Origin of the sequence: Streptomyces paludis (genome assembly GCF_003344965.1) — a bacterium.
Lineage (GTDB): Bacteria > Actinomycetota > Actinomycetes > Streptomycetales > Streptomycetaceae > Streptomyces > Streptomyces paludis.
Map to the genome: position 1 here is coordinate 1,614,370 of NZ_CP031194.1, position 19,855 is coordinate 1,634,224.

General features: G+C 71.0%; 15 protein-coding genes. 6 read left to right on the forward strand and 9 right to left on the reverse strand.

Annotation, left to right across the window (positions count from 1 at the left end; all coding sequences use genetic code 11):
* Positions 1 to 104 precede the first annotated feature (104 nt).
* The 6 genes from DVK44_RS07035 to DVK44_RS07060 form a co-directional block, all read right to left on the reverse strand.
* Positions 105 to 2,168 (reverse strand): ATP-binding protein, encoded by a 2,064-nt coding sequence (locus tag DVK44_RS07035; protein WP_114664961.1) that lies wholly within the window; start codon positions 2,166 to 2,168, stop codon positions 105 to 107.
* Positions 2,169 to 2,347: 179 nt separating this feature from the next.
* Entirely contained in the window at positions 2,348 to 4,057 is a 1,710-nt protein-coding gene (locus tag DVK44_RS07040) for a carbohydrate-binding module family 20 domain-containing protein (protein WP_114658856.1), read from the reverse strand.
* Between the two features lie 113 nt (positions 4,058 to 4,170).
* The gene (locus DVK44_RS07045; protein ID WP_114658857.1) at positions 4,171 to 5,856 is read right to left on the reverse strand and encodes a glycoside hydrolase family 13 protein; all 1,686 of its coding nucleotides are present in this window, start codon (positions 5,854 to 5,856) and stop codon (positions 4,171 to 4,173) included.
* A gap of 61 nt (positions 5,857 to 5,917) precedes the next feature.
* Positions 5,918 to 6,769 carry a sugar ABC transporter permease gene (locus DVK44_RS07050; RefSeq protein WP_228447574.1) on the reverse strand — a complete coding sequence of 284 codons (852 nt, stop codon included), beginning with the start codon at positions 6,767 to 6,769 and terminating at the stop codon, positions 5,918 to 5,920.
* A gap of 44 nt (positions 6,770 to 6,813) precedes the next feature.
* Entirely contained in the window at positions 6,814 to 7,842 is a 1,029-nt protein-coding gene (locus tag DVK44_RS07055; RefSeq protein WP_114658859.1) for a carbohydrate ABC transporter permease, read from the reverse strand.
* A gap of 1 nt (position 7,843) precedes the next feature.
* Entirely contained in the window at positions 7,844 to 9,118 is a 1,275-nt protein-coding gene (locus DVK44_RS07060; RefSeq protein ID WP_114658860.1) for an extracellular solute-binding protein, read from the reverse strand.
* A gap of 295 nt (positions 9,119 to 9,413) precedes the next feature.
* On the opposite strand from DVK44_RS07060, the gene DVK44_RS07065 reads away from it, so the two are divergent.
* The 3 genes from DVK44_RS07065 to DVK44_RS07075 all read left to right on the forward strand — a co-directional run bounded on the left by DVK44_RS07065 (position 9,414) and on the right by DVK44_RS07075 (position 12,120).
* Positions 9,414 to 10,466 carry a LacI family DNA-binding transcriptional regulator gene (locus tag DVK44_RS07065; RefSeq protein ID WP_114658861.1) on the forward strand — a complete coding sequence of 351 codons (1,053 nt, stop codon included), beginning with the start codon at positions 9,414 to 9,416 and terminating at the stop codon, positions 10,464 to 10,466.
* A 96-nt stretch (positions 10,467 to 10,562) separates the two neighbouring features.
* On the forward strand, positions 10,563 to 11,501 hold the full coding sequence (locus DVK44_RS07070; protein WP_114658862.1) for a phosphatase PAP2 family protein: 939 nt from the start codon (positions 10,563 to 10,565) through the stop codon (positions 11,499 to 11,501).
* Positions 11,502 to 11,523: 22 nt separating this feature from the next.
* Entirely contained in the window at positions 11,524 to 12,120 is a 597-nt protein-coding gene (locus tag DVK44_RS07075; RefSeq protein WP_114658863.1) for a hypothetical protein, read from the forward strand.
* Positions 12,121 to 12,258: 138 nt separating this feature from the next.
* On the opposite strand, the gene DVK44_RS07080 is transcribed toward DVK44_RS07075, so the two are convergent.
* The gene (locus DVK44_RS07080) at positions 12,259 to 15,306 is read right to left on the reverse strand and encodes a bifunctional [glutamine synthetase] adenylyltransferase/[glutamine synthetase]-adenylyl-L-tyrosine phosphorylase (RefSeq protein ID WP_114658864.1); all 3,048 of its coding nucleotides are present in this window, start codon (positions 15,304 to 15,306) and stop codon (positions 12,259 to 12,261) included.
* A gap of 164 nt (positions 15,307 to 15,470) precedes the next feature.
* Here DVK44_RS07080 and DVK44_RS07085 point away from each other — a divergent pair, with 164 nt between their 5' ends.
* A complete protein-coding gene (locus tag DVK44_RS07085) occupies positions 15,471 to 16,013 on the forward strand; it encodes a pyridoxamine 5'-phosphate oxidase family protein (RefSeq protein ID WP_114658865.1) in 543 nt (180 codons plus the stop codon).
* Between the two features lie 136 nt (positions 16,014 to 16,149).
* On the opposite strand, the gene DVK44_RS07090 is transcribed toward DVK44_RS07085, so the two are convergent.
* The gene (locus tag DVK44_RS07090; protein ID WP_114658866.1) at positions 16,150 to 16,503 is read right to left on the reverse strand and encodes a hypothetical protein; all 354 of its coding nucleotides are present in this window, start codon (positions 16,501 to 16,503) and stop codon (positions 16,150 to 16,152) included.
* An 87-nt stretch (positions 16,504 to 16,590) separates the two neighbouring features.
* Here DVK44_RS07090 and DVK44_RS07095 point away from each other — a divergent pair, with 87 nt between their 5' ends.
* The gene (locus DVK44_RS07095) at positions 16,591 to 17,043 is read left to right on the forward strand and encodes a GntR family transcriptional regulator (RefSeq protein WP_114658867.1); all 453 of its coding nucleotides are present in this window, start codon (positions 16,591 to 16,593) and stop codon (positions 17,041 to 17,043) included.
* Positions 17,040 to 18,173 carry a DUF1648 domain-containing protein gene (locus tag DVK44_RS07100; protein ID WP_162793686.1) on the forward strand — a complete coding sequence of 378 codons (1,134 nt, stop codon included), beginning with the start codon at positions 17,040 to 17,042 and terminating at the stop codon, positions 18,171 to 18,173. The genes DVK44_RS07095 and DVK44_RS07100 overlap by 4 nt, the downstream gene beginning before the upstream one ends.
* A gap of 84 nt (positions 18,174 to 18,257) precedes the next feature.
* Here DVK44_RS07100 and DVK44_RS07105 read toward each other — a convergent pair whose 3' ends face one another.
* Positions 18,258 to 19,619, reverse strand: a complete 1,362-nt coding sequence (locus DVK44_RS07105) for a glutamine synthetase family protein (protein ID WP_114658869.1) — start codon at positions 19,617 to 19,619, stop codon at positions 18,258 to 18,260.
* Between the last annotated feature and the right edge of the window lie 236 nt (positions 19,620 to 19,855).

The following is a 19,855-nucleotide window of genomic DNA, read 5'->3' on the forward strand; positions in this document are numbered from 1 at the left end:
CACAAAGTAAGTGTTTCGTCTCAAGTTCCTTGATCCACAAGGAACTTGAACAAAAAGCGTGGTCACAGCCCGGTACCCACCGCCCGGTACTCACCGCCCGGTCCTCACGGCTCCGGAAAGTGCCCCTGGAGCGCGCGGGCGAGCCCGCTCTCCCCGTCGTCCACCATCCCCCGGTGGAAGGCGTCCTCGTACGCCGGGTTCCCCGCCGCCGCGCGGGCCTGGCGTTCGCACTCGGCGCGTACGGTGGCCAACTCGGGGGTGCCGCGCTGGGGGTGGCCGACCATGCGCCAGAACGCCTGGCCCGTACCGTACGCGTACGCGGCCCGCTCGCCGTCGCCCTGCGCGGCGACGGCGGCGGCCAGCAGATCGAGGCCGAGCGCGATACCGAAGCTGTCGCCCAGCTCCTCCTTGCCGCTGACCATCGAGCGGGCGTGGGCCTCGGCCTCGTACGGCCGGTTCTGGAGCAGATGCACCAGCGCGAGCTGGTAGTCGGTGTAGGCGCGGGTCCAGCACTCGCCGCGCTCCATACAGACCCGGCGCAGCTCGGTGGCCTCCGCGCGGGACTCGTCGAGCCGGCCGAGGGCGGTGAGCGCGAAGATCCGCACCAGCCGGCAGCGCAGCTGGGACGGTGAGTCGAAGGGGCCGGCGGGCCGCTCGCGCAGCGCGCGGTCCGAGACCGTGAAGCCGGCCTGGGCGCGGCCCATCATGAGACAGGTGAGGCTGAGGAGGTACGCGGCGGAGAGCATCGACTCGGGGTCCCGGTCGCGCCAGGCCGCCTTGGTGCACCGCTCGCCGAGCCGGTGGGCGCTCTCGTGGTCGCCCTGGAGCATGACGGTGACCCCGAGCGCCCAGAGCGCGCGGGTGCGGTGCGGGCCGCGGGTGCGGGCGCCGTCGAGGGCGCGCTCCAGATAGATCCGGGCCTCGTGGAGATGGCCGCAGCAGGTCCAGTAGAAGCCGACGCGGCCGGCCATCTCCACGGCGGCCTCGGGGTCCGTGTCGAGGAGGTGGTTGAGCGCGGCGCAGAGGTCGGCGTGGCTCTCGGTGATCCTGGCGTACCAGGTGACCTGCTCGGGGCCGATCCAGCCCGTGTGGGCGCGGCGGGCGAGGCCGGCGAAGTGGGCGGCGTGCCGGTCGGCGAGGCGCTTCTCCTCGCCGAGTTCGGCCAGCCACATCGCGCCGTACTCGCGGATGGTGTCGAGCATCCGGAACCGGCCGCCCTCCCGGCTCAGCACGGACTGGGCGACGAGCCCGGCCAGCGCCCGGTCGACGGCGTCGGGGGTGAGCGGTCCGCCGGCGCAGACCGCCGCCGCGTCCGCCGCGCCGATGGCACCGCGGAAGACGGAGAGCCGGGCCCACAGCAGGCGCTCCAGGGGCGCGCACAGCTCGTGGCTCCAGCCGATGGCGGTCCGCAGGGCGCGGTGGCGCTGGGGCCAGCCGGTGTCGTGGACGAGTGTGTCGAGCCGGGAGCGGAGCCGGGAGGTCAGCAGGTCGGCCATGTGCTCGATGGAGGCGGGGGCGTTGGCGTTGTCGAGCTGGGCGCAGGCGAGTTCGACGGCGAGCGGGACGCCTTCGAGCCGGTGGCAGATCTGGACGGCCGCGGCGGCGGTCCCGGGGTCGTCGAGCGAGAGCCGGGGGGCGGAGGCGGCGGCGCGGTCGCGGAAGAGCTGGAGGATCTCGTCGTCGGCCTCCAGCGGCAACGGCCCTACGTCGAGGCGGTGTTCGTCCCGGCCGTCGAGGGGCTGCCGGCTGGTGGTGAGGACGGTGAGGCCGGGCGCGGCGGTGAGCAGTTCGCCGACGAGGTGGCGGCAGGCGTCGGCCACGCGTTCGCACGAGTCGAGGACGAGCAGCACGCGCCGGTCGGCGAGCCACTCGCAGAGCGCCTCGACGGGGGTGCGCAGCGAGTGGTCCCAGAGGCCGACGGCGTCCGAGACGGCGCTGAGCAGGGAGCGTTCGTCGTAGAGCGGCGAGAGGTCGGCCCACCAGACGCCGTCGGGATAGCGCGCGCTGCCGCGCGCGGCCTCGGCGGCCCGCAGCGCGAGCCTGGTCTTGCCCACGCCGCCGCTCCCGGTCAGCGTGATCAGCCGGTGTTCTTCGAGGGCGCGCGCCAACTGGACCAGCTCGGTCCCGCGCCCCACGAAGCTGGTCGTCTCCTCGGGAATGTTCCCCACCACGGGGACAGTCTGAACCTGTTTCACGCCATGACCGACACCCCTGCCAGTGCACGGTCAAAAACGACCGAGAGTCATTCCCCCGCGCTCAATTAGGCCGGAAAACCGGTCAATGAGCCGCCCGGCGCGGTGTACGCCGGGCGGCCTTGTGTCAAACGGGTCCGAGGAGCCGGCGGCGGTCAGCCGCGCCAGGTGTCGGAGAGGGTGACCTTTCCGGTCGCGGGCACGGTCGCCGTACGGTTGGCGCCGCTCTCCCAGGTGACATTGCCCGCCGCGTCCTTGCGGACGTACTTGTACTGGAAGGACGTGCCGGCCGGCAGCGCCACATCGAGCTTCCAGACCGGGTAGGCCGCCGGGTCGAGCTTGAGCGCGCCGCCGGTGTTCCAGCCGCCGAGCGCGGCGTGGTCGCCGGTGACGTAGATGTTCTGTCCGGGCACCGTGGTCGCGGTCACCCCGAAGGACGCGCCCGAGGTGCCGGTGCCGGGGGTCGCGGCGCAGGTCCGCGCGCCGGTGTGCAGCGCGAGTGCCGTACGGGCGCCGAGGGTGGCGGTGAACTGGCCGGAGCCGTTGACCGTGACCGCCCGGCCGCTCTGCACATCGCAGTAGTCGCCGCCGGGCAGCGAGGTCTGGAAGGTGCGGGTGAGCGCGGATCCCTCGTGGTTGAGGGCGACGTAACCGGCCGAGCCGCGGCCGAAGGCGATCTGGTTCGCCCCGTTGTCCCACCAGTTGGTGACGGACTGGCCGCGCGTGGTGTTGCGGAAGCCGATCATCGACGCGATCTCGCGCCAGGCGTGCTGGCACTTCCAGCCGTCGCTGTAACAGGCGTTGACCGTACCGCCGTTGGGCGGGCCCGCGTCCCGGTCGGTGAACTCGTAGCCGGAGTGCACATCGGGCGAGCCGTAGGGCCAGGCCAGCATGAAGACGTTGGCGAGGGTGTAGTGGGCGCCGTCCTTGTAGCTCAGGGTGTCGCCGCCGCGCTCGGTGTCGTGGTTGTCGACGAAGACGGCCGACCTGCCCGACTCCATATAGCCCCAGCTCTCGCCGAAGTTCTTCAGATAGGCGAGTTTCTCGTTGTTCAGGACCCGCTTGAGGTCGCGCGCGTAGCGGAACTCCTGGACATCGCCGGTGCCGAGGTACTCGCTCGGTGAGACGGCCTCGCCCGCGCCGTGTATCGCCTCCTGCTTCCAGTAGGCGCCCGGATCGCTCAGCCTGCTCTTGATGTTGGCGAGATCGGTGGCCGCCATGTGCTTGGCGCCGTCGATACGGAAGCCGTCGACACCGAGGGAGAGCAGGTCGTTCAGGTACGCGGCGATCCGGCCGCGTACATAATCGGCACCCGTGTCAAGGTCCGCGAGGCCGACCAGTTCGCAGTTCTGGACATTCGAGCGGTCGTTGTAGTTGGTGATGTCCGACCGGCAGGTGTGGAAGTCCGCGTTCGAGTAGACGCCCGGGTAGTTGTACTTGGTGTACGGGGAGCCGCCGGTGCCGGTGCCGCTGCCGGCCGTCATGTGGTTGATGACGGCGTCGGCGACGACCTTGACACCGGCCGTGTGACAGGCGCTGACCATGTTCGCGAAGGCGGCGCGGTCACCGAGCCGGCCCGCGATCCGGTAGCTGACCGGCTGGTACGAGGTCCACCACTGGGCGCCCTGGATGTGCTCCTGGGGCGGTGAGACCTGGACATAGCCGTAACCGGCCGGGCCGAGGGTGTCCGTGCACGCCCTGGCTATGGAGTCGAACTTCCACTCGAACAGTACGGCGGTGACGTCCTTGGCGCCCGGGGGCGCCGCCTGGGCGGTCTGGGCCGGGACCGTCAGGGCGACGGCCGCGCCGGCCACGAGGGCCAGCGCGGCGGCCAGGGGTCTCCGGACGCGGACTCTGCGAGCCATGTCATTCCTCCAACAACACTGGTGGGGAAGGTGCGGGTGCAGTGCGGGTGGATCCGGTCGTGCGGAGGGTGCGGTGGTGGTGCGGGTGGTGCGTCAATGGGGGGATGGGCCGGTCACACGGCCCACCACACCGTGGTGTCGGCGGGCAGTTCGGTGTGGCCGTCGTCGGCCTCGCCGGCCGCGATCGGGCCGCTGGCCAGCAGCGGACGGCCGGGGGTCGCGATGCGTACCGGCGTGTCCGTCGTGTTGACCGTGCAGCGGAAGCCGGGCCGGCCGAGCACGAGTACGCCCTCGGGCGCGTCGTACCACTCCACGGCCGTGCCCGCGCCGAGCCCCGGGTGCTCCTTGCGTACGGTCAGGGCCGCCCGGTACAGCTCCAGCGTGGAGTCAGGGTCGCCGGTCTGGGCCTCGACCGAGTGCGCGCCCCAGCCGGCCGGCTGCGGGAGCCAGCTGCCGCCCGTACCGAATCCGTACGAACTGCCCTCGCGCGTCCAGGGGATGGGCACACGGCAGCCGTCGCGGTAGCCGTCCTGGCCGTCCGCGCGGAAGAACGACGGGTCCTGGCGGGCCTCGTCGGGCAGGTCGGTGACGTCGGGCAGGCCCAGTTCCTCGCCCTGGTAGAGATAGGCGGAGCCGGGCAGGGCCAGCATGAGCAGCGTCGCCGCGCGGGCCCGGCGCAGTCCGAGCGTACGGTCGCCGGCCTGCCGGGTCTGGGTGCCGACGCCGGGCGGGCTCGCGAAGCGGGTGGCGTGCCGGGTCACGTCGTGGTTGGAGAGCACCCAGGTGGCGGGGGCGCCGACCGGGCGCATCGCGGCGAGCGAGACCTCGATGACCTCGCGCAGCGCGGGCGCCTGCCAGGAGGTGCCCAGATACTGGAAGTTGAACGCCTGGTGGAGTTCGTCGGGGCGTACGTAGTTGGCGGTGCGCTCGACGGTCGGGGTCCATGCCTCGGCGACGGCGATCCGGTCGCCGGGGTACTCGTCGAGGATCGTGCGCCACTGCCGGTAGACCTCGTGCACCCCGTCCTGGTCGAAGAACGGCATGACGTCGTTGCCGAGCAGCCGCAGCTGGCCGCCCGCGCCGATGTCGGGCAGCCCGGCCGCCTTGACCAGGCCGTGGGCGACATCCACCCGGAAGCCGTCGACGCCCATGTCGAGCCAGAAGCGCAGGATGGAGCGGAACTCGTCGGCGACGGCCGGGTGGTCCCAGTTGAAGTCGGGCTGCTCGGGGGCGAAGAGATGGAGATACCAGTCGCCGGGGGCGCCGTCCGGGTCGGTGGTCCTGGTCCAGGCGGGGCCGCCGAAGATGGACTCCCAGTCGTTGGGCGGCAGTTCACCGTCCGGGCCCTTTCCGGGCCGGAAGTGGTAGCGCTCGCGCAGCGGGGAGCCGGGACCCTCGCGCAGGGCGCGCTTGAACCACTCGTGCTCCGCCGAGGAGTGGTTGGGGACGAGGTCGACGATGATCCGCAGATTCAGCGCGTGGGCGTCGCGGATCAGCGCGTCGGCGTCCAGCAGGGTGCCGAACATCGGGTCGATGGCCCGGTAGTCGGCCACGTCGTATCCCGCGTCGGCCTGCGGGGAGGCGTAGAACGGGCTGAGCCAGACGGCGTCGACGCCCAGCCCGGCGAGGTACGGGAGGCGGCGCCGCACCCCGTCGAGGTCGCCCATCCCGTCGCCGTTCCCGTCGGCGAAGCTGCGTGGATAGACCTGGTAGATCACCGCGTCCTGCCACCAGCCGCGGCGGTGGCCCGGGGCGTCGTCGGACGTGCCGGAGAAAGGGGCAGCGAGGTGCTGGGTCATGGTGTCCCTGGGTGTCTGGAGTGTCTGACGTATCTGGGGTGTGCGGGAGGCGTACGGCCAGTCAGCCCTTGACCGCGCCGGCGGACATGCCGGTGACGAGATGCCGCTGGGCGAAGAGGAAGACCACCGCGGCGGGGATCGCGATCAGTACGGACGCGGCGGTCATCGGGCCCCACTGGGCGCCGTACTGGTTGACGAACTTCTGGAGGCCGCCGGCGAGGGTGAGGTTCTCGTCGCCGACCATGAAGGCCGACGCGTAGGCGACCTCGCCCCAGGCGGTGATGAAGGAGTAGAACGCGGTCACGGCGAGCCCGGGCCGTGCGAGCGGCAGGATCAGCCGGAAGAAGGTGCCGAAGGGGGTCAGCCCGTCGACCATGCCGGACTCGTCTATCTCCCGGGGGATGGTGTCGAAGAAGCCCTTCATCATCCAGGCGCAGAACGGCACGGAGATGGTCATGTACGTGATGACCAGGCCGGCGGACCGGTTGAGCAGCCCGAGCCCGGCCATGATGTTGTAGATCGGCACGATGAGGACGGCGACCGGGAACATCTGGGTGACCAGCAGCGTCCACATCAGTCCGCGCTTGCCCGGGAAGCGGAAGCGGCTGACCGCGTAGCCGGTGGTGGCGGCGGTGAACACACCGAGGAGCGTGGTGAGGCCGGCGATGAGCAGCGAGTTGCCGAACCAGGTGAGGAACGGGGTGTCGCGCAGCAGCCCGGTGTAGTTCTCGAACGTGGGGTCGCGGAAGAAGTCGGTGGTCGTCGCGTAGCTCGCGGGCTTGAGCGAGGTCAGGAAGACCCAGAGCACCGGGAAGACGGCGATGACGGACGCGACGACGAGCGTGGTGTGCAGCGCGACGGAGGCGAGCGGCGAACGCCGGCCGCGCCGCGGGGTGTTGGCGGCCGGGGCGATCGCGGGGACGGTCGCCGGGGCGGGTACGGGGGCGGTGGCGGTGGTCACCACGTATCTCCCTGCTTGCGGAGGACTCGCCGGTAGACCGCGGCGAAGAGCATCAGGAGGACGAGGATCAGCACGCCCCAGGTGGAGGACTGCGCGTAGTCGCGCGGGCTGATCTCGAAGGAGAACTTGTACGCCTGGGTGACCAGGATCTGGGTCGCCTCACCGGGCCCGCCCCGGGTGAGCAGGAAGATCACCGGGAACATGTTGAACGTCCAGATGGTGGAGAGCAGGATCACGGTCGTGCTGACCGGCCGCAGCCCCGGCATCGTGATGTGACGGAACCGCTGCCGGGCGTTCGCGCCGTCCATCTCGGCGGCCTCGTACATCTCCCCGGAGATGGACTGGAGCCCGCCGAGCAGCGCGACCATCATGAAGGGGACACCGAGCCAGACGTTGACGGCAATGACCGAGAACTTGGCCCAGGTGGGGTCGTTGAGCCAGGGCACGGCGTCGATGCCGCCGCCCGCCAGCAGCTTGTTCAGGAGGCCGCGGTCCTCGTTGTAGAGAAAGCGCCAGGCGAAGACGGAGACGAAGCCCGGCACGGCCCAGGGCAGGATCAGCAGCATCCGGTAGAGGGAGCGGCCGGCGATCCGGCGGTTGAGCAGGGTCGCGAGCCCGAGGCCCAGCGCGAAGGTGACGGAGACGCAGGAGACCGTCCACACCAGCGTCCAGCCGAGCGTGCCCAGGAACTGACTGCCCGTCAGAGCGTCGGTGTAGTTGTCGAGTCCGACGAACTCGTACGTCGCGGGGAGGTGGTTGACCCCGATGTTCCGCTCGACGTTGCGTTCGTTGGCGTCGGTGAGCGACAGATAGACGCCGCGCAGCAGCGGGTATCCGATGATCACGCCGATCACGACGACGACGGGGGCGACCATCGTCCAGGCGTACCAGTGGACCGAGAGCGCGCGCCGGAGCCCGCCGGGGGGCCGGGTCTTCCCGGCCGGGCCGCCGGCGCCGCGGCTCCGGCCGCGGACGGGGGTGCCGTCCGCCGCCGGAGCCACGGACGGGCCGGTGTGGACAGCCATGCTACTTCCAGCCCTTGAGGAGCTTGCGGTACGCGTCGCCGGTCGACGTGACGCCCTTCTCCGGGGTGGTCTGGCCGGTGAGGACCTTGGTGTACTCGGTGACGAGCGGCGCGAACAGGCTGCCGGTCTCCGGGATCCAGGGGCGCTCGATGGCCTTGTCCACGACGGGCTTGAAGAAGCCGACGATCTCGTTCTTCGCGACCTCGGGGCGCTCGTAGACGGAGGTACGGGTCGGGAGCAGGCTCAGCTCCTCGGCGACCTTGGCCTGGCTCTCGGCTGACGTCATGTACGCGGTGAAGGCGTAGGACGCGTCGAGGTTCTTGGAGCCGGCGTACACCGCGAGGTTGTGGCCGCCCTGCGGGGCGCCCTGGGCGACGGATCCGGCCGGTACGGGCGCGATGCCGAGGTTGGCCTTGTCCTTGAACTGCGCGCCGCCGTAGGTGTCGGCGACGGCCCACGGGCCGTTGATGATCATCGCGACATCGCCGTCCTTGAACGACGCCTGCATGTTCTCCCAGCCGTCGGTGGCGTCGGTCTTGGCGGCGCCGGAGTCGACGAGGTCCTTGACGACGGCCATGGCCTTGGCGCCGGCGGGGTCGTCCACGGTGACGGTCTTCGACGCGGCGTCGACCAGATTGCCGCCCTCGCCGTAGAGGAACGACAGGAACCAGTAGGCGTCGTCGCCGCGCAGATAGAGGCCGGTCTTGCCGGTCTTTTCCTTGATCTTCTTCGAGACGCTCTTCAACTCGGCGACGGTGCCGGGCACTTCGACACCCGCCTCCTTGAAGATCTTCTTGTTGTAGAAGATGCCCATGGAGTCGATGACCTGCGGCGCCGCGTACGTCTTGCCGGCGTACTTCGTCGAGGCGGCGGCCTGCGGCAGGAAGTCCTTCTCGTCCTTGAGCGCGGGGGTGCCGTCCAGCGGCGCGAGATAGCCGAGGTCGGCGAACTCGGGGGTCCAGGCGACCTCGGAGCGGATGACGTCGGGGGCGCCGGAGCCGGACTGCGCGGCGTTCTTGAACTTGTTCTGGGCGTCACCGAAGGGCACGTTGACGTAGTTGACCTTGACCTTCGGGTGCTGGGCGGTGAAGCCCTCGGCCAGCTTCTTGAAGACCTTGTCCTCGCTGCCGACGGTCGAGGTGTCCCACCAGGTGACCGTCCCCGACAGCTCACCGCCCTTGCCACCGGCGCTTCCTGAGTCGCCGTCACTTCCGCAGGCGGTCGCCGCGAGGGCCAGGATCGCGGCCAGGGCGGTGGCCGTTATGCCACGTCGCATACGAACTCCTTCAACTGCCGTACCGCTCCGTCGCGGCGCCGGGTCGGTAGGTGAAGTTAACAGCGATGCAAGAACGCCGAAAGACCTTGCGGAAGATTTCTGCAAGAAGTGCCGATCGTTACCGGGGTGTGTCCCCTGCGTGCGTTGGCGAGTGTTGGCCAATCCCTTGACTCGCAGACCAAGAGCTGGCAGGGAGATCGGTGACGGATCCGCAAGATCTTGCAAGAGCTTGCTGCCCCGACCGGACACCATGCGTGGTGGGCAATCCGACACCCGCCCGGTACAGTCCACTCACATGACCGCACGGCTTGCCGATATCGCAGCTCAGGCGGGGGTCAGCGAAGCGACGGTCAGCCGCGTTCTGAACGGCAAACCCGGGGTTGCCGCGACCACCCGCGAGTCCGTACTCGCCGCGCTCGATGTGCTCGGATACGAACGCCCCGTACGTCTGCGCCGCCGCAGCGCGGGGCTGGTCGGGCTGATCACCCCCGAGCTGGAGAACCCGATCTTCCCCGCGCTCGCCCAGGTCATCGGCCAGGCGCTGACCCGCCAGGGCTACACCCCGGTGCTGGCGACCCAGACCCCCGGCGGCTCGACCGAGGACGAGCTGACGGAGATGCTCGTCGAACGGGATGTCTCCGGCATCATCTTCGTCTCCGGGCTGCACGCCGACACCTCCGCCGACATGCGGCGCTACGAGAAACTGGGCGCCCAGGGCGTGCCGTTCGTCCTGGTGGACGGCTTCTCGCCGAAGGTACGGGCGCCGTTCATCTCCCCCGACGACCGCGCCGCCGTCCGGCTCGCGGTGACCCATCTCGTCTCGCTCGGCCACCAGCGGATCGGCCTCGCGGTCGGCCCCCGGCGGTTCGTCCCCGTACTCCGCAAGATCGAGGGGTTCCGTACGGTCGTACCGGAGCTGCTCGGGCTCTCCGCCGAGGAGACCGAGGAGCTGATCCAGCAGTCGCTGTTCACCCTGGAGGGCGGCCAGGCGGCGGCCTCGGCGCTGATCGAGCGCGGCTGTACGGCGGTGGTGTGCGCGAGCGACATGATGGCGCTCGGCGCGATCAGGGCCGCGCGCCGGCTCGGTCTGGAGGTGCCCAGGGATCTGTCGGTCGTCGGTTTCGACGACTCGCCCCTCATAGCGTTCACCGATCCGCCGCTGACGACCGTCCGCAAGCCGGTGCCGGCGATGGGCCAGGCCGCGGTACGCACGCTCCTGGAGGAGATCGGCGGGACACCCGCGCCGCACAGCGAATTCGTGTTCATGCCGGAACTGGTCGTGCGCGGTTCCACCGCCTCGGGCCCGGTCCCCGGAATCCCGGGTACCGCGGGAGGAACGCGTACCTGAGGAGCCGGGAACTCGTACCTGGGTAGGAGCGAATGCGCCGGGAACAGGACCGAGGGATGATCGGTCGAGGGCCCGAATCTGGCAGACTTTCCCACCATGGGTGAATCCACCGTGAACGCACAGGAAAGCCGAACGGCCACTCCTCCGTCACCCATCCCTGACGGGGCGGCCAGCCCGGCGGCGACCGACGGGACGGCCGACGAGGCGACCGGCATCACGCCCGGCCGGCGCCGGTACGGGCTCCCGCGCCAGGCGCTCCAGCGCCTGCGGACCCCCCGCCGCCCGCGCATCTGGTTCGAGATCCTCCTGATCGCGGTGAGTTACTACACCTACTCACTGATCCGTAACGCCGTTCCGGAACAGAAGGTGAAAGCGCTCAGTAACGCGGACTGGATCTGGCGCACGGAACATACGCTCGGCATTGCGGTGGAACGTTCGATCAATCACGCGGTGGATTCGGTGACGTGGTTGATCATCGGCATGAACTACTACTACGCGACCTTGCATTTCATTGTCACGATCGGCGTACTGGTCTGGCTTTTCCGGAGCCATCCCGGCCGTTACGCGGCGACCCGCCTGGTGCTCTTCTCGACCACCCTGGTGGCCCTGCTCGGTTACTACCTGTATCCGCTGGCACCGCCGCGCCTCATGCCCGGGCTGGGCTTCATCGACACCGTCGCCCACCACGAGACCTGGGGCTCGATGGCCTCCGGCAACCTCAAGAACATGTCGAACCAGTACGCCGCGATGCCGTCGATGCACATCGGCTGGTCGCTCTGGTGCGGGCTGACCATCTTCGCGCTCGCCAAGGCGCCCTGGGCGAGGATCCTCGGTCTGCTCTACCCGGCGGCCACCCTGGTGGTGATCGTCGCCACCGCCAACCACTTCTGGCTGGACGCCGTGGGCGGCATGATCTGCCTGGCGTTCGGCTTCGCCGTCTCGGCCCTCTGGTACGGCGCGCTGCCGTACCGTCTGCCACGCCGGGTCGCGACAGGGCGCCCGGAACGCCCCGCCGGGAGACGCGCGGCGTACTGATCTCTCCACCACAGGAGTCGTCTTGGCACCCCGCCCGGAAACCGGCCGCTACGGCCGCTGCGCCGCACTGCTGCTGTCACTGATAACGGCGACCGGAGCCCTCACCGGCTGCGACCTTCTGGACGCCGCGCTGGACCGGGGCTGCGAGGACAGCAAGAGCCGGATCGAGGAGGCGGAGTCGTACAGCATCCTCGGCTCCCACCCGGAGGGCGCCATCGTGCCGAAGGGCTTCGAGGACATCGACTCCGGCTGCTGGGCGGACAGCGGCGACGCGTGGGTGTACGCCAACCAGATCTATGTGTTCCCCGGAGACAGGGGCGACAAGACGGACGTGACCGAGTACTACCGGGAGGCGGCGAAGCGCGACGGCTGGAAGCTGTTCGGCGCCTACGATCCCGCCGGCTCAGGGAATCGGGCGAAACCGGGGGAACCGGCGGATCTGTGCTTCACCCTCGGCAAGGAGGACAAGAGCACGATACTGAACGTCGCGTTCGGGAGCGGGGACGAACTCACTCTCAGCGAAGAGCGCAAGCCCGGGACCGAATTCAGCTCGGGTCACGGCTACCGCGTGACCATCGACTCCACGGCCGACGGCTCCCCGAACGGCTGCCCGGACTGAAGCGCCCTCCCCGCCGGCGCCCCCGCCGGAACGGCGGCCGTGAACATCGTCAATGCCGCCGACAGTGACCTGGAGATCTGTCGGCGGCCTGCGGCCGTAGACCGTGTGGAGCGTCCGGCGGACGGGCCGGGCAGCCCCTCACCCCGTCCCGTAGAACAGCTTGTCCACCACCGCGCGCGCCCGGCGCGTCGTGCGGCGGTAGTCCTCCAGCATGTCCCCGCTGTACGAGGCGGGCGCGGCCGGCGGCCGGGTGCCCTGGGGGGTGGTGGGGCCCGGCGCGTAGCCCAGGTAGCGGCCCATCGCGCCCAGTTCGCGGGCGTCCGAAGGGAACGTGTCGCCCGGGCGGCCCCGTACCAGCATCGCGCCGTTGCGCACCCGGGTCGCCAGCACCCACGCGTCGTCGAGGATCCGGGCGTCCTCCGGCGCGAGCAGGCCCGCCGCGCCGGCCGCCACCAGGGCCGCGCGGGTGCGGGTGGTGCGCAGGGCGGGCACCGCGTGGCCGTGGCGCATCTGGAGGAGCTGGACGGTCCACTCGACGTCGGAGAGCCCGCCCCGGCCCAGCTTGGTGTGGAGCGTACGGTCCGCGCCGCGCGGCAGCCGCTCGGTCTCCATGCGCGCCTTGAGCCGGCGGATCTCCCGTACCGCCTCCTCGCCGAGGCCCTCGGCCGGATAGCGCAGCGGATCGATCAGCTCGATGAAGCGGCGGCCCAGCTCGGCGTCGCCCGCCATCGGCTCGGCGCGCAGCAGCGCCTGGCTCTCCCACCCCAGCGACCAGCGGCGGTAGTACGCGGCGTACGAGGCGAGCGTGCGGACCATCGGGCCGCTCTTGCCCTCCGGACGGAGATCCGCGTCGATCAGCAACGGCGGTTCGGAGGACGGCACTTGGAGCAGCCGCCGCATCTCGGTCACCACCGCGTTCGCCGCCTGGGCCGCCTCGTGCTCGCCGACGCCCTCGCGCGGCTCGTGGACGAAGAGGACGTCCGCGTCCGAGCCGTATCCCATCTCGTGCCCGCCGAACCGGCCCATGCCGATGACCGCGAACCGGGTCGGCAGTGTGTCGCCCCACTGGGTGCGTACGACGGCGCGCAGCGCGCCCGCGAGGGTGGCCGCGTTGAGATCGGTGAGCGCGTTCCCCACCCGGTCGACCAGCGCCCCGGGGTCCTTCTCGGCGGGGCTCTCCTCCGTACCGTACGAGCCGATGATGTCGGCGGCCGTCGTACGGAACAGCTCCCGCCTGCGCACCCCGCGCGCGGACTCGACCGCGCCCTCGGACGTGTCCGCGCGGCCGACCGCCGCGAGGACCTCCTGCTCCAGATGGTCCCGGCCGCGCGGGGTCAGCCCGTGGGGGTCGCCGAGCATGGCGACCGCCTCGGGCGCCCGCAGCAGCAGATCGGGGGCGAGCCGCCCGGCGGAGAGCACGCGCGCGAGGTTCTCGGCCGCGGCCCCCTCGTCGCGCAGCAGCCGCAGATACCAGGGCGTCTTGCCGAGCGCGTCCGAGACCTTGCGGAAGCCCAGGAGCCCGGCGTCGGGGTCGGCCGAGTCCGCGAACCAGCCGAGCAGCACCGGCAGCAGCGTCCGCTGGATCGCCGCCTTGCGGGTCACACCGGACGACAGCGCCTCCAGATGGCGCAGCGCCGCCACCGGGTCCGCGTACCCGAGTGCCTCCAGCCGCTGGCCCGCCGCCTTCGGGGAGAGCCGGGTCTCGCCGGGCGCGAGCTGGGCGACGGCGTCGAGCAGCGGCCGGTAGAAGATCTTCTCGTGCAGCCGCCGGACGACGGAGGCGTGCCGCTTCCAGGCCCGGTTCAGCTCGGCGACCGGATCGCCGCGCAGCCCGAGCGAGCGCCCGAGCCGCCGCAGGTCCGCCTCGTCCTCCGGCACCAGGTGGGTGCGCCGGAGCCGGTAGAGCTGGATCCGGTGCTCCATCGCGCGCAGGAAGCGGTACGCCTCGTCCAGCTGCGCCGCGTCCGTACGGCCCACATAGCCGCCCGCCGCGAGCGCGGCCAGCGCGTCGAGCGTGGAGCCGCCGCGCAGCGTGGGGTCACTGCGGCCGTGCACCAACTGGAGGAGCTGGACGGCGAATTCGACGTCGCGCAGTCCGCCGGGGCCGAGTTTCAGCTCGCGCTCCACCTGGCCCGGCGGGATGTTGTCGACGACCCGGCGGCGCATCTTCTGCACGTCGGGGACGAAGTGGTCGCGCTCGGCGGCCTGCCAGACCAGCGGGGATACGGCGTCGATGTAGCGCGCGCCGAGCGCCGGGTCCCCGGCGACCGCGCGGGCCTTGAGCAGGGCCTGGAACTCCCAGGTCTTGGCCCAGCGCTGGTAGTAGGCGAGATGGCTGCTGAGGGTCCGTACGAGCGGACCGTTGCGCCCCTCGGGCCTCAGATTGGCGTCGACCGGCCAGATCGTGCCCTCCATGTTGGACTCGGAGCAGATCCGCATCAGATGCGATGCCAGCCGGGTCGCCGCCCGGATGGCCCCGCCCTCGTCGACGGCGCCGTCCGCCGACTCGACCGGCTCCCCGACGAAGATCACGTCCACGTCGGAGACGTAGTTCAGCTCGTGGCCGCCGCACTTGCCCATCGCGATGACCGCGAGCCGGCAGGCGGCGGCGTCCTCGGGGGCGGCGGCCTTGGCGATCGCGAGGGCCGCGCGCAGGGTCGCCGTCGCGAGGTCGGCCAGCTCGGCGGCGGCCTCGGCGACATCCGTCGTACCGCAGACGTCCCTGGCCGCTATGGCCAGCAGGCTGCGGCGGTAGGCGATGCGCAGCGAGACGGGGTCGGTCGCCGCGGCGAGGACGCGCTCGAACTCGGCGACGCCCGGGTGCAGGTCCGCCGGCTCGTACGTCTCCAGGACGTGCCAGTCGCCGGGGTGCCGGGCCAGATGGTCACCGAGCGCCTCGGAGGCCCCCAGCACCCCAAGCAGCCGGTCCCGCAGGGGCTTCGCCGTCACGACCGTGTCCAGCAGCACCCGCCGCTCGTCGGGGCGCTGCGCCTCGGTCAGCCGGACGAGCGAGCGCAGCGCGAGATCGGGGTCGGCGGCGCCGCCGAGGGCGTCGAGCAGCATGGGATCGGACCGTACGGGCGCCATCTCGGGCAGGTCGAGCAGCCGCTCGGCGGCGGACGGGTCGGTGAAGCCGTGCCGCAGCAGGCGGGTGAACGTACTGCTTCTGCGTCCCGGCAGTGCCATGTGTCGCCGTCCGTCCCCTGTCCACGCTCCGGATGTCCTCGCACTCCGGAAACCCTGCGACGGAGCCTAGCCCCGGCACCGATGAGTCGCGGCGACGGGCACGGTCAATACATGCGAAAGCCCGTACACACGTCGGCACACACGGAACGAGAGGCGGCTGCCCCATGTCCAAGGACTCCTCGCACCCCCCGGAGCACCCCCCGAAGGTCCCCCGCACCGAGCTGGATCCCCGCTACGGCGACCCGGCGGCCGAGCCCCTGCCCTGGCCGCGGGCGGTGGAGCTGCTGGCCGGGGCCGAGGTCTTCTGGCTGACGACCGTACGGCCCGAGGGCCGCCCGCATGTCACCCCGCTGCTGGCCGTGTGGTGGGACGGCGCGCTGTACTTCTGCACCGGCGCGGACGAGCGCAAGGCCCGGAACCTCGCCCACTGCCCGGAGGTGGTCCTCACCACGGGCACGAACACCCTCCGCGCCGGCTGCGACCTGGTGGTCGAGGGTACGGCCGTACGCGTGGCCGACGAGGGCCGGCTGACCGCGCTGGCGGAGGCGTGGGAGGCCAAGTACGGCCCGGACTGGCATGTCGACGTACGGGAGGGGGCCTTCGTCGTCGGCGGCAGCCATCCGGCGCTGGTCTTCGCGGTCTTCCCCCGTACGGCCTTCGGCTTCGCCAAGGACCCGTACGGCCAGACGCGCTGGCGCTTCTCGTGAATCGGCTTCGCGTGAATTGAGTGGCGGCGAGGGCGCCGTCCGGTCCAGGATGGCCGACCATGGGGCCGGCAGCGACGGGGGTGCTGCCGGCGCCCCACGATCGCGCCGCTACCCGCCCCGCCGCCATCCCGCGCGGCTAGCGCCTCGCGCCTTCTATAGCGGCCAACGTCCGCGCCGGATCGGCGACTTCGAGGACGAGCCGGTCGTACTTCTCCCCGCTCAGCTCCACCACGATGGCGCGCGCCGGATCGCGGACGTCCCAGAAGGTACGACGGCCCGCGCGGCGGAACGAGCCGAGGGTGATGACGCCGGGGAAGTGCGTGGCGACGCCCCAGCGGGCCCCGGGGTACGCGCGGGCGACGCGCTCGTCGGCGTACACCTGCTGGACGTTGGCCCAGGGAATGGTCAGGGGCCGGCGCCGGCCGAAGGTACGGCGCAGCCCTTCCAGCCGGATCACGAGTGCGGCGGGGGTGGTCTCGGCGAGTGCCATGAATGCGTCTCCTTCTTCACCCTGTCGATCTCTTGAGCTATCTCTTGCATCTGTTCTACGACATGTATAACAGCTATAGTTCGGAGCGTGCAACTGAGCCTTGACGCCGACAGCGAGACGCCGATCTATCAGCAGATCCGGGACCGGATCGTGGAAGCCATCGCCACCGGCGAGCTGGTGGCGGGCTCGGCCCTGCCCTCGACCCGGCAGCTGGGCACGGATCTGGCCATCAACTTCCACACCGTGAACAAGGCGTACGACCTGCTGCGCCAGGAAGGGCTCATCCGGGTCAACCGCAAGAGCGGTGCCGTCGTACGGCGCGATCCGCGCTCCGGGCCGCCCGAGGCGCCCTTCCCGGACGACTGGCAGGCCCGGCTGCGCACGCTGCTCGCCGAGGCCGCGGCCCAGGGGGTCGACCAGGACGAGGTACGGCGGCGGGTGGGGGGTGTGCTGGACACGTTCACCGCGCGCGACCTCACGGAGACGGAAACGGAAACGGAAGTGGAAGCGGAAACGAAAACGGAAGGGGCCAGGGCGTGACCATGCCGCTCGTCACCGATCTGCTCGCCATCACGCTGGTCACCGTCCTCGGGTGGTCGCTCCCCCTGCTCACCCGCCCGGAGCTGCCCTTCGGCGTACGCGTGCCACCCGGGTACGCCGCCGATCCGGCGGTCGTCGGGGAGCGGCGCCGCCACGCGCGCCGGGTGCTGGGCCTGGGCGCGCTCGCCGCGGCGGTGACGGTCGTGGCGAGCGCGGCGGCCCCGGACCCGTACGGCACCCCCGCCGTCACCCTGGCCCCGGCCCTTACCCTCGCCCTCGCCGACGCGCTCCTCTACGGGCTGGCGCACCGCCGGATCCGGGCGGCGAAGGCCCGGGAGGGCTGGTACGCGGGCACCCGCCAGGGCATCACCGCCGACACCCGCCTCCGTACCGAACGCGTACGCCTGCCGTGGCCGTGGCTCGCGCCCGCCGTGCTCGTCCTGCTGGCGACGGCGGCCGTGGGGATCGCGCGGTACGGCGGGCTGCCGCCGACGCTGCCCACCGCGCACGGCCTGGCCGTGGACGCCTCGGACCGGGTGCGTACGACACTCATGACGGCGTTCGCGCCCGTACTGGTCCAGGCGGCCCTGACGCTGCTGATGCCCCTGCTGACCGCCGTACTGACCCGGGCGCGCCCGGACCTCGACGCCGCCCGCCCGGCGGGCTCGGCCCGGCGCTACCGCGCCTATCTGGCCCGGCTGGTCCGGCCGATCGCCTTCGGCACGGCCTGCGCGAATCTGACCGTGCTCCTGCTCGCCCTGCGCCTGTGGGAGACCCGGCCCCTCGCCGGACCGCTGCCCCCGGGCCCGGCCACGGCCCTCACGTGCGCGCCCCTGGCGCTCGCGGTCGTGGCGTGGCTGGTCTTCGAGTTCCGCGTCGGCCAGGCCGGACACCGGCTGCCCGCCACCCCGGAGGAGGCGGCCGAGACATCCCCCCTGGTCCAGCGCGAGGACGACCGTCACTGGCACCTGGCCGGCTTCGTCTACGCCAACCGCACCGACCCGGCCCTCTTCGTCCACCAGCGCTCCGGCGGCCCCACCTGGACGATGAACCTGGGCCACCCCGCCACCTGGACCCTCATCGCCGCACTCACCCTGCTCGCCCCACTCGCCCTGACGGCCACGCGCTAGGAACAGCGCGGCGGGCCGGCGGAGAGCCGAAGCCCCCGCCGGCCCGCCGGCCGGAACAACACACCGAACACACCCACCCGCCGGTTACAGCACCGGCAGGTTCTTCTTCAGCTCGAAGGCCGTGACCTCGGAGCGGTACTCCTCCCACTCCTGCTTCTTGTTGCGGAGGAAGAAGTCGAAGACGTGCTCGCCGAGGGTCTCGGCGACCAGTTCGCTCCGCTCCATCAGGGAGATCGCCTCGCCCAGGTTCTGCGGGAGGGGCTCGATGCCCATCGCACGGCGCTCGGAGTCGGAGAGGGCCCAGACGTCGTCGTCGGCGCCCGCCGGGAGTTCGTAGCCCTCCTCGATGCCCTTGAGGCCGGCGGCCAGGAGCACCGCGTACGTCAGGTACGGGTTGGCGCCCGAGTCGATCGAGCGGACCTCGACACGGGCGGAGCCGGTCTTGCCGGGCTTGTACATCGGGACGCGGATCAGCGCGGAGCGGTTGTTGTGACCCCAGCAGATGTACGAGGGGGCCTCGCCGCCCGAGCCCGCGGTGCGGGACGAGCCGCCCCAGATGCGCTTGTACGAGTTGACCCACTGGTTGGTGACGGCCGAGATCTCCGCCGCGTGGCGCAGCAGCCCCGCGATGAAGGAGCGGCCGACCTTGGACAGCTGGTACTCCGCGCCGGACTCGTAGAACGCGTTGCGGTCTCCCTCGAAGAGGGAGAGGTGGGTGTGCATGCCGGAGCCGGGGTACTCGGAGAACGGCTTCGGCATGAACGTCGCCTGGACGCCCTGCTCCAGGGCGACCTGCTTCATGATCAGGCGGAACGTCATGATGTTGTCGGCCGTCGACAGCGCGTCCGCGTACCGCAGGTCGATCTCCTGCTGGCCCGGGGCGCCCTCGTGGTGGCTGAACTCCACCGAGATGCCCATCGATTCGAGCATCGTGATCGCCTGGCGCCGGAAGTCCATCCCCACGTTCTGCGGGGTGTGGTCGAAGTAGCCGGAGCTGTCGGCGGGGGTGGGGCGGCTGCCGTCGACGGGCTTGTCCTTGAGCAGGAAGAACTCGATCTCGGGGTGGGTGTAGAAGGTGAAGCCCAGGTCCGAGGTCTTGGCGAGCATCCGCTTGAGCACATAGCGCGGGTCCGCGAAGGACGGCGAGCCGTCGGGCATCAGGATGTCGCAGAACATCCTGGCCGTGCCGGGGGCCTCCGCGCGCCAGGGCAGGATCTGGAAGGTGCCCGGATCGGGCTTGGCGATCATGTCGGACTCGTACACCCGGGCGAAGCCCTCGATGGCGGAGCCGTCGAAGCCGATGCCTTCGTCGAAAGCCTGCTCCAGCTCCGCGGGTGCGACGGCGACCGACTTCAGGAAGCCGAGAACATCGGTGAACCAGAGACGCACGAAGCGGACGTCCCGCTCCTCCAGCGTGCGGAGAACAAATTCCTGCTGCTTGTCCATATTAGTTGTCCTACCCATCCTTGCTGGTCAGGCCACCTGCTCCCATGCCGCGGGGCACGTTGGGGCACATGAGCATCCCACCACACGATTTCGGTCGCGTTGCGAACCCCCGTCCAACGTTCCGCATCATGTGCGTGTCGGACTCCCGCCCATAGTGCCTGTACGTGTGGTGCCCGAGAAACAGCCGACCACAATCCAGCTGGCCCAAGATCACTTCTGGCGACTGTCCGCCACCC

Bases quoted from the DNA above. Each gene is read 5' to 3' on its own strand.
- DVK44_RS07040 (WP_114658856.1), bottom strand. From the start codon at position 4,057: ATGGCTCGCAGAGTCCGCGTCCGGAGACCCCTGGCCGCCGCGCTGGCC.
- DVK44_RS07045 (WP_114658857.1), bottom strand. From the start codon at position 5,856: ATGACCCAGCACCTCGCTGCCCCTTTCTCCGGCACGTCCGACGACGCC.
- DVK44_RS07055 (WP_114658859.1), bottom strand. From the start codon at position 7,842: ATGGCTGTCCACACCGGCCCGTCCGTGGCTCCGGCGGCGGACGGCACC.
- DVK44_RS07060 (WP_114658860.1), bottom strand. From the start codon at position 9,118: ATGCGACGTGGCATAACGGCCACCGCCCTGGCCGCGATCCTGGCCCTC.
- DVK44_RS07065 (WP_114658861.1), top strand. From the start codon at position 9,414: ATGACCGCACGGCTTGCCGATATCGCAGCTCAGGCGGGGGTCAGCGAA.
- DVK44_RS07070 (WP_114658862.1), top strand. From the start codon at position 10,563: ATGGGTGAATCCACCGTGAACGCACAGGAAAGCCGAACGGCCACTCCT.
- DVK44_RS07080 (WP_114658864.1), bottom strand. From the start codon at position 15,306: ATGGCACTGCCGGGACGCAGAAGCAGTACGTTCACCCGCCTGCTGCGG.
- DVK44_RS07085 (WP_114658865.1), top strand. From the start codon at position 15,471: ATGTCCAAGGACTCCTCGCACCCCCCGGAGCACCCCCCGAAGGTCCCC.
- DVK44_RS07090 (WP_114658866.1), bottom strand. From the start codon at position 16,503: ATGGCACTCGCCGAGACCACCCCCGCCGCACTCGTGATCCGGCTGGAA.
- DVK44_RS07105 (WP_114658869.1), bottom strand. From the start codon at position 19,619: ATGGACAAGCAGCAGGAATTTGTTCTCCGCACGCTGGAGGAGCGGGAC.